The organism is Chlorobaculum tepidum TLS (assembly GCF_000006985.1).
GTDB lineage: Bacteria > Bacteroidota > Chlorobiia > Chlorobiales > Chlorobiaceae > Chlorobaculum > Chlorobaculum tepidum.
On sequence record NC_002932.3, the window covers coordinates 893877 to 908054 of the forward strand.

Annotated in this window: 15 protein-coding genes; 13 read left to right on the forward strand and 2 right to left on the reverse strand. The window is 56.3% G+C overall.

Translation table 11 applies throughout. The features are described 5' to 3' along the window. The first annotated feature begins 29 nt into the window (after positions 1 to 29). The 6 genes from cobT to AYT24_RS04375 all read left to right on the forward strand — a co-directional run bounded on the left by cobT (position 30) and on the right by AYT24_RS04375 (position 5100). The gene (gene cobT, locus AYT24_RS04350; RefSeq protein WP_010932626.1) at positions 30 to 1091 is read left to right on the forward strand and encodes a nicotinate-nucleotide--dimethylbenzimidazole phosphoribosyltransferase; all 1062 of its coding nucleotides are present in this window, start codon (positions 30 to 32) and stop codon (positions 1089 to 1091) included. A gap of 4 nt (positions 1092 to 1095) precedes the next feature. After that, positions 1096 to 1983 (forward strand): alpha/beta fold hydrolase, encoded by an 888-nt coding sequence (locus tag AYT24_RS04355; protein ID WP_010932627.1) that lies wholly within the window; start codon positions 1096 to 1098, stop codon positions 1981 to 1983. A gap of 1 nt (position 1984) precedes the next feature. Then, positions 1985 to 2749, forward strand: a complete 765-nt coding sequence (gene cobS / locus AYT24_RS04360; RefSeq protein ID WP_164926961.1) for an adenosylcobinamide-GDP ribazoletransferase — start codon at positions 1985 to 1987, stop codon at positions 2747 to 2749. Positions 2750 to 2868: 119 nt separating this feature from the next. Further along, positions 2869 to 3276, forward strand: coding sequence for an OsmC family protein (locus AYT24_RS04365; protein WP_010932629.1), 408 nt, complete (start codon positions 2869 to 2871; stop codon positions 3274 to 3276). Between the two features lie 188 nt (positions 3277 to 3464). After that, positions 3465 to 3926 carry a DUF134 domain-containing protein gene (locus AYT24_RS04370; RefSeq protein ID WP_010932630.1) on the forward strand — a complete coding sequence of 154 codons (462 nt, stop codon included), beginning with the start codon at positions 3465 to 3467 and terminating at the stop codon, positions 3924 to 3926. 22 nt (positions 3927 to 3948) lie between these two features. Continuing rightward, positions 3949 to 5100: an iron-containing alcohol dehydrogenase gene (locus AYT24_RS04375; RefSeq protein WP_010932631.1), complete on the forward strand. Its 1152-nt coding sequence runs from the start codon at positions 3949 to 3951 to the stop codon at positions 5098 to 5100. Positions 5101 to 5224: 124 nt separating this feature from the next. On the opposite strand, the gene AYT24_RS04380 is transcribed toward AYT24_RS04375, so the two are convergent. Next, positions 5225 to 5695 carry an SET domain-containing protein gene (locus tag AYT24_RS04380; protein WP_010932632.1) on the reverse strand — a complete coding sequence of 157 codons (471 nt, stop codon included), beginning with the start codon at positions 5693 to 5695 and terminating at the stop codon, positions 5225 to 5227. 151 nt (positions 5696 to 5846) lie between these two features. Here AYT24_RS04380 and AYT24_RS04385 point away from each other — a divergent pair, with 151 nt between their 5' ends. From AYT24_RS04385 to AYT24_RS04395, 3 genes are all read left to right on the forward strand, one after another. Continuing rightward, positions 5847 to 6566: an ABC transporter ATP-binding protein gene (locus tag AYT24_RS04385; RefSeq protein ID WP_164926963.1), complete on the forward strand. Its 720-nt coding sequence runs from the start codon at positions 5847 to 5849 to the stop codon at positions 6564 to 6566. Between the two features lie 294 nt (positions 6567 to 6860). Continuing rightward, the gene (locus tag AYT24_RS04390; RefSeq protein ID WP_010932634.1) at positions 6861 to 7205 is read left to right on the forward strand and encodes a hypothetical protein; all 345 of its coding nucleotides are present in this window, start codon (positions 6861 to 6863) and stop codon (positions 7203 to 7205) included. Between the two features lie 342 nt (positions 7206 to 7547). Next, complete coding sequence (locus AYT24_RS04395) at positions 7548 to 9968, forward strand: sodium-translocating pyrophosphatase (RefSeq protein WP_164926964.1); 2421 nt, start codon at positions 7548 to 7550, stop codon at positions 9966 to 9968. A 163-nt stretch (positions 9969 to 10131) separates the two neighbouring features. Here AYT24_RS04395 and AYT24_RS04400 read toward each other — a convergent pair whose 3' ends face one another. Further along, positions 10132 to 11094, reverse strand: coding sequence for an endonuclease/exonuclease/phosphatase family protein (locus AYT24_RS04400; protein ID WP_226986870.1), 963 nt, complete (start codon positions 11092 to 11094; stop codon positions 10132 to 10134). A 184-nt stretch (positions 11095 to 11278) separates the two neighbouring features. On the opposite strand from AYT24_RS04400, the gene AYT24_RS04405 reads away from it, so the two are divergent. From AYT24_RS04405 to AYT24_RS04420, 4 genes are all read left to right on the forward strand, one after another. After that, entirely contained in the window at positions 11279 to 12025 is a 747-nt protein-coding gene (locus AYT24_RS04405) for a tetratricopeptide repeat protein (RefSeq protein WP_010932638.1), read from the forward strand. Between the two features lie 212 nt (positions 12026 to 12237). Continuing rightward, positions 12238 to 12636: a RidA family protein gene (locus AYT24_RS04410; protein ID WP_010932639.1), complete on the forward strand. Its 399-nt coding sequence runs from the start codon at positions 12238 to 12240 to the stop codon at positions 12634 to 12636. A gap of 73 nt (positions 12637 to 12709) precedes the next feature. After that, the gene (gene purC / locus AYT24_RS04415; protein ID WP_010932640.1) at positions 12710 to 13417 is read left to right on the forward strand and encodes a phosphoribosylaminoimidazolesuccinocarboxamide synthase; all 708 of its coding nucleotides are present in this window, start codon (positions 12710 to 12712) and stop codon (positions 13415 to 13417) included. Between the two features lie 7 nt (positions 13418 to 13424). After that, the gene (locus AYT24_RS04420) at positions 13425 to 14093 is read left to right on the forward strand and encodes a DedA family protein (protein WP_010932641.1); all 669 of its coding nucleotides are present in this window, start codon (positions 13425 to 13427) and stop codon (positions 14091 to 14093) included. Positions 14094 to 14178: the final 85 nt, after the last annotated feature.

Genomic DNA, 14178 nt, shown 5'->3' on the forward strand with positions numbered 1-14178 from the left:
AAAGAGTAACCAAAAAAAAATCAATCGTTATGACCGACCGTTTTCAGCAGCTTCTGGCTTCTATCAAGCCTGTCGATATGAACCTAACCTCCACCGTCAAGGCGCATCTCGATGATCTGACCAAACCGCAGGGGAGCCTTGGGCGGCTCGAAGAGATTGTGATGAAGTATTGCATCGCCACCGGCACGACGAAGCCTTCGCTGTCCAAAAAGAAGGTGTTCTGCTTCGCGGGGGATCATGGTGTGGCTGCCGAGGGCGTTTCGGCCTTTCCTGCCGAGGTGACGCCGCAGATGGTCTATAACATGCTTGGCGGCGGGGCGGCCATCAACGTGCTGTCGCGCCACGCCGGGGCCGATCTCGAAGTGGTCGATATGGGGGTGAATCACGACTTCGCGGAGCATCCGATGCTGCGCCGATGCAAGGTGAAGCACGGTTCGGCGAACATGGCCGAAGGTCCGGCAATGAGTATCGAGGAGACCTTGCAGGCGATCATGGCGGGTGCGGAACTGGCCATCGAGGCGCGGAACCAGGGGTACGAATTGCTCGCTACCGGTGAGATGGGCATTGCCAACACCACGCCTGCAACGGCGCTCTACGCCACGCTGCTCGGGTTGCCGGTCGAAGCGATCACCGGTCGCGGCACGGGCATCGACGACGAGCGACTTCATCACAAAGTCGCGGTGATCGAAAAGGCAATCGAGGTCAATCGCGCCAACCTCGCGACGCCGCTCGAAGTGCTCGCCGCGCTGGGCGGCTTCGAGATTGCAGGCATCTGCGGCCTGATTCTCGGTGCGGCGTCGGTTGGGATGCCGGTTGTGGTCGATGGTTTCATCTCGAGCTCGGCGGCGGTGTGTGCCATCAAGCTCTCGTGCACGGTGAGCGATTACCTCTTTTTCAGCCACCTCTCCAACGAACAGGGCCACCGCGCGGTGATGCAGAAGCTCGGTGCGCGCCCGATCCTCGACCTTGACCTGCGGCTCGGTGAGGGCACCGGTGCGGCGATGGCTATGCAGGTGATCGAGGCGTCGGTGAAAATCTACAACGAAATGGCTACCTTCAGTTCGGCGGGAGTTTCCGGCAAAAACGACTGATAACATGGACTCTTTTCTCGACATACAGCGGAAGAAAGCCGATGCTGACAGTAAGTTCATCGACTGCAACGGCTTCCGGGTGCACTACAAGCGCTACGGCAGCGGCAAGCCGCCTTTCATCGTGCTGCTGCACGGCAGCTTTCTGAGCATCCGCTCGTGGCGCGATGTGGCGGTTCCGCTCGCCGAGAACGCGACCGTGCTGGCGTTCGACCGCCCGGCCTTCGGGCTGACTTCGCGCCCCGTGCCGTCGCGATCCAACGCGGCGCGGTACAGCCCCGAGGCGCAGAGTGACCTCGTCGTGGCGCTGATGGACAAGCTCGGCATGGATCGCGCCGTCATTGTTGGCAACTCGACCGGCGGCACGCTGGCGCTGCTGACAGCGTTGCGCCACCCGAGGCGCGTGCAGGGCCTCGTGCTCGTGGGTGCGATGATCTACAGCGGCTACGCCAACAGTGAGGTGCCCGCCGTGATGAAGCCCTTCATGAAGGCGATGTCGCCGGTATTTTCGCGGCTGATGAAGGTGATTATTACCAAACTTTACGACAAGAACATTCGGGGATTCTGGCACGTCAAGTCGCGCCTTTCGGACGAGACGCTTGCCGCTTTCAGAAATGATTTTATGGTCGGCGACTGGTCGCGCGGCTTCTGGGAGCTGTTTCTCGAAACGCACCGCCTCTATTTTAACCGGCGCGTCTCTTCGGCCTGGGCGCCGTCGCTCGTCGTGACCGGCGAGCACGACCTGACGGTTAAGACCGAAGAGAGTTTCCGGCTGGCGCGTGAGCTGCCGAGGGCGGAGCTGCTCGTGATTCCCGATTGCGCTCATCTGCCGCAGGAGGAGCAGCCCGCCGCGTTCGTTGCCGGGGTTAAGAAATTTGTCGAAAAGCTCGTCTGAGATGCTGAGCGGACTCGTGACAGCGCTCCGGACGCTGACAGCGCTGCCGGTGCCGGGGCGTGACGCCGAGCGGTTCAGCTCGTCGCTCTACTGGTTTCCGGTGGTTGGGCTCGTTATCGGCGGCATCGTTGTGCTGCTTGCCCGCGCCGGAATGGGCGTCGGATGGCCGGAGCTGGCCGCCGTGCTCGCGCTGCTGGGTGGGCTCATCCTCACCCGCGGGCTTCATGCCGACGGGCTGGCTGATCTCGCCGATGGCTTTTTCGGAGGGCGAACCCGCGAGGCGGCGTTGCGGATTATGAAAGATCCAAACGTCGGCTCGTTCGGATCGCTGGCGCTCATCGGTGTCATGCTCTTCAAGTGGATTTGTCTGCTTGAACTGGCCCGCGCCGAGGCGTACGGCATGATCGCCGCCGGAGCCGTCCTGTCGCGCACGGCGCAGGTACTGCTTGCCGCGAGGATGCCTTACGCCCGCAGTGATGGCGGTACGGCTATGGCGTTTGTCGAGGATGCGGGCTGGCCGCACCTGCTCGTCGCCTCGATCTCCGGCGTCGTGTTGCTTTTCGTGCTGCTCGACTGGCAGCTCGCTCCATCGTTGATCCTGCTCTTTGGCTCGGTTGTCGCCCTGTTCTTCGTCGGCTGGTTGAGTCACCGCAAGATCGGCGGCATCACGGGCGACGTGCTCGGTGCCTGCAGCGAGCTGGTGGAGGCTGCCGTGTGGCTTTTGGCGGCGCTGTGGCTCAAAGGGCTTTTTTGGGCGATAGCGTAGTGCCCGTTTGCGTTGTGCCCGTTTGCGTTCGGTGATTTTTTCAGCACGTTGCTAATCAATTGCTCTATCGTTATACTTGAGCACGGAATTTTAATTTCAAGCTAAAGACATTTCCATCTATGGACAGTGATTTGATCGTGACGTTCGGCGGAGGTAAAAAAGTTAACGCCGAATTCAGAGGATTTACCATCAAGACCGACCAGTCGGTTCACAGCGGCGGCGAGGGTTCTGCTCCCGAGCCTTTTGCCCTGTTTCTCGCTTCAATCGGCACCTGCGCAGGCATCTACGTCTATTCGTTCTGCCAGAGCCGCGAGATTCCGACCGATGGCATCAGAATCGTGCAAAGCCACGAGCCTAAAGCGGACGGGCGCGGTATCGGCAAGATTACCCTGACCATCGAGGTGCCGCCGACCTTCCCGGAAAAGTACAAGGATGCGGTTATCAACGCAGCCAACCTCTGTGCGGTCAAGAAGCACATCATGGAACCCCCGGCTTTCGAGGTGAAAACCAAAGTGGTCGAGGGCTGAAGGATATTTCATACCAAGGTGGTGTTACCCGGCTTGAAAGCCGGGGCAACATGAAATGCAAGAGGTCTGAATGTCCGCGGGGCTGAAACCCGGTAGAATATTCTCGAACCGCTTATTACATTTGAAAGGCTGTCTCGGTGTGTCGTCACTGCGACGGCCTTCCTGCTTTAAACGATACCGGCTGATCTATGAAAAACCCCCGTGCTGGCAGACCGCTTCACTGCCGTTCTGTCGAAGAGCTTCCCGGTGTTACCTGCTTTTTGCCCGAGGGTGTTCCGCCCGCGCGGCTTCGGAATGTCGTGCTCTCGGTCGATGAGGTCGAGGCGTTGCGGCTTGCCGATCTCGAAGGGATGTACCATGCCGACGCTGCCGACAAGATGAAGGTTTCGCGGCAGACCTTTGGCCGCATCATCAAATCGGCTCGCAAAAAGGTGGCCGACGCGCTGGTTGGCGGCAAGACCATCTGTATCGAAGGAGGAAAGATCACCGGAAGTTGCCTGACCGGCGAGTCTGAGGAGCCAGCTGTCTGCATCTGCCTGCACTGCGGCTACGAGCAGCCGCACGTGCCTGGCGTACCCTGCCGGACGGCCAACTGCCCGCACTGCGGCAAAATGCTGATTCGCAAGGGGAGGTACAGCCGTGTCGATTGAGATGCAGTTTTCGGTGCTGCCGATGCCGCGCATCCACTTCGGGCCGGGTGCGCTCGCGAAGCTTCCGGCACTTGCCGCCGCGTTTGGGCGGCGGATGCTGCTTGTAACGGGGCGGCAGACGCTGCGGCGCTCGCCGGTTGCGTCGCGAATGCTCAACGAACTGCGCCACGCCGGGATGGAGGTTGCTTGCCTCGAAGTCGAGCGCGAGCCGTCGCCGGAGCTGATCAACGAGGCTGCGGCGCTCGGTCGCCAGAAGCCGTTCGAGGTCGTTGTCGCCATTGGCGGCGGCAGCGCCTTGGATGCCGGAAAGGCGATCTCGGCGATGCTCTTGCAGCGCGATCCGGTCGAGCGCTTCATCGAGGATCAGCCCGGCTTCACGCCGCACGACGGTCGCAAGGTTCCGTTTATCGCCGTGCCGACCACCTCTGGCACCGGCACCGAAGCGACGAGCAACGCCGTCATCAGCCGCATCGGGCCGGGTGGCTTCAAGCGCTCGCTGCGCCATCCGGCATTCGTGCCCGATGTGGCGATCATCGATCCAGAGCTGATGGTGAGCTTGCCGCGCGAGGTGACGGTCTCAACCGGCATGGACGCTTTCACACAGTTGCTCGAAGCCTACCTCTCGCCCTTCGCCAGCGCCTACACCGATGCGCTCTGTTGCAGCGGCCTGGAGCACTTCGCCCGCTCGTTCGCAGTTGCCAGCGGCGACGGCGCGGCTTCGGTTGCCGTGCGCGCCGACATGGCCTACGCGGCGCTGATGTCTGGCATCGTGCTGGCCAACGCGGGCCTCGGCATCGTGCACGGCTTCGCTTCGTCGGTCGGCGGCCTGTTCGAGATTCCGCATGGCACGCTCTGCGCAACGCTGCTCGCCGAATCGACGCGCGAGAACATTCGCCAGCTCAGAGCCTCGGAGGGCGGCGAGCTGGGCTTGCACAAGTTCGCCAACGCCAGCCGCATCCTCACCGGGAGCGCGACAGGCAACCTCGCTGCCGACTGTGACCGCCTCGTCGAGCTGCTCGAAAGGTGGCAGGAGCGCTTCGCCTTCCCACGCCTCGGCGAGTTCGGCGTGCGCGAGAGCGATTTCGCGGAGATTATTGCTGCCACCCGGAGCAAGAGCAACGCTGTTCCGCTCGATGCTTCGGCAATGCAGCGGATTTTAGCGGCGAGGGTTTGATGAGTTGATAATGGATAGTTGACAGTTGATAGTTTGGGAAGAGCAAAGTCCGAACCCCGAAAGGCGTTTTGGCGGCCACCCTTGATTTGTTGCGCTCAAGAATTCAATTTCCCATAGTCAACTGTCAAAAATCTGATTTTTCGCCTCTTGTTTTCCACCAGTCGTCGCCGTAGTTGTAGTACATCTCTTCGCCTTCGGCGATGTTTCGCAGGGCGTAGATGATCAGTTCGGGGCCGGTCGGGGTATCTTCGCGGTAGTAGGCGACGTTGGGGTTTGAGGAGTGGTTGAACATCATGCCGTAGCCCATCGCAATGAGCCGGCGGTCTTCGGCGCTGCCGTAAAAAACGTAGTTGAGCAGTTCGCCGCCGATGTCCTTGTCGGTCACTTCGAGTGCCGGGCAGCGCTCGATGATGTCACCTTCCTTGATCGGAGTGAGCGCGAATGCGCCGCGTCCGGCGACCGTCGATGGGCCGATGCGCACGCTGCCACGGCAGACGTTCTCCTGTTTGTTGCGGAAAGCGTTGACAAGAAAAGCTCCTGCTCCCGCTCCGGCGGCGAAGATGATGGTCGCTATAAAAAAGAGAAGAGGTGTCATGCGATTCCAGCTGTCGATGGAAAAGCTGAAAATACGAATCTCATGATTGAATTCATCGGGCGGCTGCCGGAGCAATCAGGAATGTTTTCTCCGGCAGATCGGTTCGAGTTGGAGAGGTTTTTTTCCTAACCATGTCTGAAGGCTGGTGTCGATGATGGATCAAGTGGGTCAAACCGTTCTCTCCGTCGATGGGGTGTCGAAAAGTTACCTGATGGGCGAGGTGACCGTGAAGGCTTTGCACGACATTTCGCTCGACTTCGGGGCGGGCCAGCTGGTGGTGCTGCTCGGCGCTTCCGGCAGCGGCAAATCGACGCTGCTCAACATCGTCGGCGGCCTCGATGTGCCTGATTCCGGCACGGTATCGTTCAAGGGCCAGGACATTAACGCCAAGGGCGAGGCTGGCCTGACGGCGTTTCGTCGCCGCTCCATCGGCTTCGTGTTCCAGTTTTACAACCTCATCGCAAGCCTCTCGGCGCTCGAAAACGTGCAGCTCGTTACGGAGCTGGTCGAAAATCCCATGCCGCCCGAGGAGGCGTTGCGGCTGGTCGGCCTCGGTGACCGCATCAACCATTTCCCTTCGCAGCTTTCGGGTGGCGAACAGCAGCGCGTCGCCATCGCCCGCGCCGTCGCCAAGCGTCCGGAGCTGCTGCTCTGCGACGAACCCACCGGCGCGCTCGACTACCGCACCGGCAAGCTGGTGCTCGAAGTGATCGAAAAAGTCAATCGGGAACTCGGTACCACCACGCTGGTCATCACGCACAACGTCTCGATCTCCGGCATGGCCGACCGCATCATCACGTTACGAAGTGGCGAAGTGGTCGAAGATCGGCGGAATGAGAAGAAGATTTCGCCATCGGAGTTGTCGTGGTGATTGGGGGGATGATCGCTGGTGACTTATTAGGGCACAAATCCAGTGGTCGGTGTCTTATACGGAAACCATGCAATTAATTTTGTGCATAAGCGTTGGCTCCCGGAAGAATATATCTCTGTGAGAAGGGATGCTTGTTTTCAAGCAGACAGCTTCATGAAGGCGAACGGGAAACCCTCCCTGTGTACGGCCAATCGGTCATGCTGGTTAAACTTCACCAGAACGGGCGGATAACACCGGCGATCCGTTGGGCAATTCAGAGCTCCAGCCTGTCGGTAAGTCAGCTGGCGGCCAGGCATGGCATTGGTAAAGCCCACAGCCCTGCAATGGAAAAACCGCGACCCGGTTGACAACCTTCCCAATACGCCGCGCCGGCTCAACAAGATCAAGCCTGCTCATCCGCAGACGAACGGCATGGTCGAGCGCTGTAACGGCCGGATAGAGGAGATTCCCAGGCAGACCAGATTTGCCAGCGCCAACGAGCTTGCCACAACGATCGAGCACTGTGCAAAGCTCGCTGATGCCCGGACTCCGCAGACCATGTCAGGCCATCGTACACCGCTGGATACCTTGCGGGCATGGCGTAAAGGTTCGGATTTGTTTGTCCAAAACATCTATAATCTGGCGGAATCTGACACATAGTTTTTGTGGTTGTTGGAGCAAAATTTCAGTAACTTTACCGGGTACCCTCATCAATTACCGTTACCCCAGGTGGTTGTGTATTTCTTTATGCAGCATGTATTCCCGAAAAAGTGTTTCCGCTATTGTATCGATATATGTCGTTATAATCATGATTTTGTTTTGTGACTGTTTTGGTGATATTGTTTTTTCCTGATGAGATACCGGAAAAAAGATGCTACTTTTATCCATCATGTTATACAGCAGGGCTGTTCTTTATCAATCGCTGTTCTTTGTCAGGTTTATTATGCTCCTGCTGTTGGCAGTCTTTCTGTAATACAAGGAACACAGAGAAAAAACAGAGCAATGAAACAACCAACCAAAGCTAAATGGATCGTCAGGGCCACATCGGCGCTAGCGGGACTTGGGGTCTTGCTTTCAGCGTCACAAGCGTATGCAAGCGAGGCCGATCTGGTATTGCCGGACTTAAGCTCGGTATCCTTTTTGGGCGGAATACCTGGCCACACGTTGTTGATGTATGGTCTTGTGGTATGCCTTTTTGGCATGATTTTCGGCTTGATTCAGTATCAGGGAATCAACAAGCTGCCCGTTCATGCGGCCATGAAGGAGATCAGCGACCTGATCTACGAGACTTGTAAAACCTACCTCATTACCCAGGGCAAATTCATCATTATCCTCTGGGCTCTTGTCGCGGCAATCATCGTTGCCTATTTTGGCGGCCTCAACCATCTCGCACCTGACAAGGTTGTCTTCATTCTCGCCTGCAGCCTTCTCGGTATTGCCGGCAGTTACACGGTCGCCTGGTTCGGCATGAGGATCAACACCTTCGCCAACTCCCGTACCGCATTCGCCAGTCTCGGCGGCAAACCATTTCCGACTTACGCCATTCCGCTTCGCGCCGGCATGAGCATCGGTATGCTGCTTATCAGCATCGAGCTGTTCGCGATGCTCTGCATCCTGCTCTTCATCCCGGTCGATTATGCTGGCCCATGTTTCATCGGTTTCGCTATCGGTGAATCGCTTGGCGCTTCGGTGCTGCGTATCGCTGGCGGTATCTTCACCAAGATCGCCGATATCGGTTCCGACCTCATGAAGATCGTCTTCAAAATCAAGGAGGACGACGCCCGCAACCCTGGCGTTATCGCCGACTGCACGGGTGACAACGCAGGCGATTCCGTCGGGCCGACGGCTGACGGTTTCGAGACCTATGGTGTGACCGGCGTTGCTCTGATCTCCTTTATCCTGCTCGCCATCAAGGATCCTTCGATCCAGGTTTCACTGCTCGTCTGGATTTTCGCCATGCGTCTCGTCATGATTGTTGCCAGCGCCGTGTCTTACTGGGTCAATGACGCCCTCGCCAAGATGAAGTATGGCAACGCCGACGAAATGAACTTCGAGAAACCGCTGATCACTCTCGTCTGGCTTACCTCGATCGTTTCCATCGTCCTGACCTACATCGCATCCTATATGCTGATTGCCCAGCTTGGCGACGGCACGATGTGGTGGAAGCTTGCCTCGATCATCACCTGCGGCACGATTGCCGGCGCGCTCATTCCCGAGCTGGTCGACAGGTTCACCTCAACCGAGTGCGCCTTTGTTCGCAACGTCGTGCAGTGCTCCAAAGAGGGTGGTGCTGCGTTGAACATCCTTTCCGGTCTCGTTGCCGGTAACTTCAGCGCCTACTGGATGGGCCTGGCGATTATCGTCCTTATGGGGGCAGCCTTCGGATTCAGCACTCTCGGTCTTGATGTGATGATGCTCGCGCCTTCCGTGTTCGCTTTCGGTCTCGTTGCCTTCGGCTTCCTCAGCATGGGCCCGGTCACCATCGCGGTTGACTCTTACGGGCCGGTTACCGATAACGCGCAGTCGGTTTATGAACTGTCGCTGATCGAAACCCTTCCGAACATCTCGAATAGCATTGAAAGCGAGTTCGGTTTCAAGCCCGATTTCGAGAACGCCAAGCGTTACCTCGAAGCCAACGATGGCGCAGGCAACACCTTCAAGGCGACCGCCAAGCCGGTGCTGATCGGTACCGCCGTGGTCGGTTCGACGACGATGATTTTCTCGATCATCATGATTCTGACCGGCGGCCTTGCCGATACAGGCGCCATTGCGAAGCTCTCCATCCTGTGGCCCCCGTTCCTGCTCGGCTTGCTGATGGGCGGCGCGGTTATCTACTGGTTCACCGGCGCTTCGATGAACGCCGTGACTACCGGCGCGTACTATGCCGTCGCGTTCATCAAAAAGAACATCAAGCTTGATGGCGTTACCAAGGCTTCGACAGAAGACAGCAAGAAGGTTGTCGAAATCTGCACCAGGTTTGCGCAGAAAGGCATGATCAACCTCTTCCTGACTATCTTCTTCAGTACGCTGGCCTTTGCCTGTCTCGAATCGTACCTCTTCATCGGCTACCTGATCTCCATCGCGCTGTTCGGTCTGTATCAGGCCATCTTCATGGCCAACGCCGGCGGCGCATGGGATAATGCCAAGAAAGTGGTTGAGACCGAACTTCATGCCAAAGGCACCGAACTGCACGATGCAAGCGTGGTCGGCGATACGGTGGGCGATCCATTCAAGGATACCTCTTCGGTTGCGCTGAACCCGATCATCAAGTTCACCACACTGTTCGGTCTGCTTGCCATCGAGCTGGCGATCAAGCTGCCGACTACGATTTCTGTTTCACTGGCGGTTGTTTTCTTCCTGCTTTCGCTTGTTTTTGTACACCGCTCCTTCTTCTCCATGAGGATCGCCGTGGACAAGGACTGAGCTATATTTCCGTATTAAACATTACCTGCCGGAAACGGCAGGTTTTTCTTGGGGCCGCAGCAATGTGGCCTCGGCTGTTTTATGGAGGCTATCGTTTTTATGATTATCGTATCCGGATAGAAACTGTTTTAGCAATGGATGGCAATGGTGGCCCGGTTGCTGGCTACGGTTTGATGCGAACCTTCAGCAATAGCGGCAGGTGGTCGGAGTAGCCGCCTTTGAACTTGCCTTGTTTGTAGGTGGAATAGAGCCCTTTTCCGAACCGGTCGAACATCGCCGGAATGGAGAAAACCCGGAAGCTCGTTTTGTCGATCGAGAGTCCCTTCTCGTCGAGCAATGCGGCTGAAACCAGCATCTGGTCGATCTGTTCCCAATGATTCCTGTAAAAGTAACTGCCGGGAGATGACGCCTCGTTCCAGCAGTTGTAAAGAAGTCTGCTGCTGGCATGTCGAACCGCTTTTCTGTCAAATGATGAGCCGAGAACGTCTTTGACCGAATGATTTTCGGGTTGATCGTTGAAATCACCCATGACGATGATCTCGCTCTGTGGATTGCAGGTTCTGAGGCTGTCAACGATGTGCCGTGCAACTCTTGCGGCTGCGATGCGATTCGTTTCGCTCCACTGGGTGTCGAACGAGCGCGAAGGCCAGTGATTCAGCACGATGGTAAAGTGGTTGCTGGCAGCCGTGAAGCCGGCAGCGATGACGAACCGGGTGCCGCGTCTGTTATTTAGGCGTACCTTATAGGGCTTCGAACCGGTGAATTTCACTGTGGCAGGATTCCATGCAAGGCCAATGTCGATGCCTCTGGGATCGGGACTTTCGTGATAGTCGATGGCGTAAGTGGCGCGGTCGAGAGCCGCCAGCGTGCCCGCGAAAACCTGCCGGTTTTCGGTTTCAGCAAATGCCACAATATCCGGATATTTCCCATACTCACGCTCGGCCCTGATCGCGTTGAAGACCTGTGCGATGCGCAACCGCTTCAACAGCAACTTTTTTTCCGTCCAGTGTGCTTTGCCCATTGGGGTGAACTCCTGGTCATCAACCTTCGGATCGTTTTTCGTATCAAAAAGGTTTTCGACATTCCACCACATGACGAGAATCTGCTGCGGCTGCTCTTTGCACATTCCGTTTCGTGATGGAGCGCACAGACAGCTAAGAAGTAGTAAAAAAAGAGTGCTTGTGCTGGAAAATTTCATCAGTATCCCGGATAGGCGGCTTGTGAATTACAGGTAAGATTTATTATTGTAACAATATAAAGTTTATCCATTTCTTATGGGTCTGTGCTGTTCAACCAGAATTAAAATTTTCATGAAGCGTTTTGTTTTCAGCGGTTTTGCTGTGTTTATGCTTGCTGCTCCTGTGACGGGGCATTGCCGGGATTATCAAATGAATGACTCATCACCGGAAGCATCGGTCCGTCGGGACGCGGATACTGATAAAGATGCTGCCCAAAAAGAGTATCTCATCGCGATGAAATACTATTATGGCCGTGATGTGGATCGTGATTATGCCGAGGCGCTCAAATGGCTCAGATTGTCAGCCGCGAAAGGCAATGATGCTGCGGAGTACGCAATAGGATTCATGTACCAGAAGGGACTGGGTGTTCCACAGGACTATGCCGAGGCGATGAAATGGTACCGGCTCGCTGCTGCCAAAGATAACGATAATGCCCAGAACCAGATCGGTTACCTGTATCATCATGGATGGGGTGTGGAGACTGATTATGCCGAGGCGATGAAATGGTACCGCATATCGGCTGCCAAAGGGAATTTTGCTGCTGAAGACAATATCGGGGTGCTCTATGAACATGGTCAGGGCGTAGAACAGGACTATGCTGAGGCAATGAGATGGTACCGCATATCGGCAGCCAAGGGCAACGGCGAGGCTGAACTCAATATTGGCAATTTTTATCAGCATGGTTTGGGCGTTGAGCTTGATCTTAACAAAGCTGTAAAATGGTATCGGTCGGCAGCGGCCAAAGGCAACGAGGAAGCTGCGCAAAAGCTCAGTGCCATGAAGAGCGGCAGTGTGTTGCCTGACGTGCACCATGAGTAAGCCGGATGCTTCGTATCCAAATGCCGATTGAAATCGGAAAATTGAACCGGCCGTTGATTTCGATCTGGGCAGGGATGGGCTATCACCAGGGGTTGACGGCTCCGGGGCGCCTTGCCCGGCGAAGTTTTTTCTTTCCGTTTAAGCGTTCGATACTTAACTTAGTCGGGAATTTTCAATCACCTTGACCCGGTCGTCCGGCGGTTCTCTGGAGTATGAGCAAAAAGTTCGACGTAAAGGAGCAGGCGAGGGATATCCTCGAAGAGAATCTCGATATGGAGGCTGTCATCTATCTTGGCAGAATTTCCGAGGAGATGGAGCAGATTTTCATCAGCAATCCCGATCCATCCTTTGCCGATGTCCAGCGCATTGTGAACGAATACTTCACCACCGATGGCCGTCCGGCGGCGTTCATCGAAGACTGGCTCCGCACGGCCGACGAGCACACCCGCTCGCGCGGCCTGGACGAGACGGAGCGCCCCAGGGCGATTCTTTCCGATCTCGGCGTGTTCCGTTTCATGTGGTTCCTCAAGGAGCGCGGCCTGACCGAGGAGCAGATCAATATCGTCCTGACCGGCGCGGTGCAGCAGGCAACCGGTCAGCAGGGGGAGTGAGCTTTTACCGGTATCGGGGCGCGGGAACCGGTACTTATCCATGCAAAAACAAGACAGAAGTAATTCTACATCGATGAACAAAGTTACACTGCTTCACGAGGGCAAGGCCAAGAAGGTTTGGCAGACCGATAACCCGGACCTCATCATACAGGAGTTCAAAGACGACGCGACCGCGTTTAATAACAAGAAAAAGGGTTCCATCGCCGATAAGGGTGTGACCAACAACGCTATCGCCAGTCGCCTTTTCACTATGCTCGGCGAAAACGGTATTCCGACTCACTTCGTCGGCAAGCTGAACGACCGTGACATGCTGTGCAAGAAACTCGACATTCTTCTGATCGAGGTGGTCACGCGCAACATCGCCGCCGGTTCGCTGGTCAGGCGCTACGGCTTCAAGGAAGGAACCGTTCTGTCGAAGCCGATTGTTGAACTCTATCTCAAGAACGACGAGCTCGACGATCCGCTGATGAACGAGGATCACGCCGTCGCGCTTGGCCTTGGAACCTGCGAAGAGGTTGCGCACCTCAAGGCGATGGCCAAGAAAATCAATAGCCTTCTCGTGCCGTGGTTTGCTGAACGGAAGCTCAGACTCGTGGATTTCAAGCTCGAATTTGGTCGTCACAAAGGCGAGATTCTGCTGGGTGACGAGATCAGCCCCGATACCTGCCGGTTCTGGGATGCCGAGTCGGGTGAGAAGCTTGACAAGGATCGTTTCCGCCTCGACCTTGGCGGCGTTGAGGATGCATACTCCGAGGTCAAGCGCCGCGTGCTGGAACAGTAAGCCATCGATGCCGGAAACCTCTTCAATGCTTGAATCCGTTGTTGCCTACCTGCAACAGGCCGAACCTTCTTCGGTCTATGCAGTATTGTTTCTGTCGGCATATTTTGAGAATGTCATTCCCCCGATTCCGGGGGATGTTCCCATAGCCCTTGCCGGATACCTTCTCACCTTCAGCCATATCACCTTTGTCGCTGCGCTGTTCTGGTCAACGATCGGTTCGGTAGCCGGATTCATGACTGTGTTTCTGCTCAGCCGCTTTCTGGGTCTCAAGCTCTACGCTGTCGGAGAGTGCGAGGCGCGTCACAAATTCGCCCAAAGCATTCACAAGCTGTTCCCTCCCTCTGAAATGGAGGTCGTGCGCCAGAAGTTTTCAGGGCATGGCTATCTGGCCGTCGTGGTCAATCGTTTCCTTTTCGGGTCGCGGGCGGTTATCTGCATCGTGGCCGGCATGTTACATCTGAAAATACCGCTGGTGCTTGCTGCCTCTTTTGTCAGCTCGCTGCTCTGGAATATTCTTTTATTGAGCACTGGCTATCTGCTCGGCAGCAACTGGGACAAGATTGGTCAATACGCGGTACTGTACACTGCGCCGTTCACGATTCTGTTTACAGGTTTTATTGTCTGGAAGGTCGTGGCCTATCTCAAAAAAAGAAAACAGCAAGCTGACGGAGCATGACTTGGTAAATTAGGCGTCCGCTTTTAACTTTGAGGTTTTCTGACGGGCGGTTTCCGGCGTTCTTCTGACACCATTTTTTATTTTC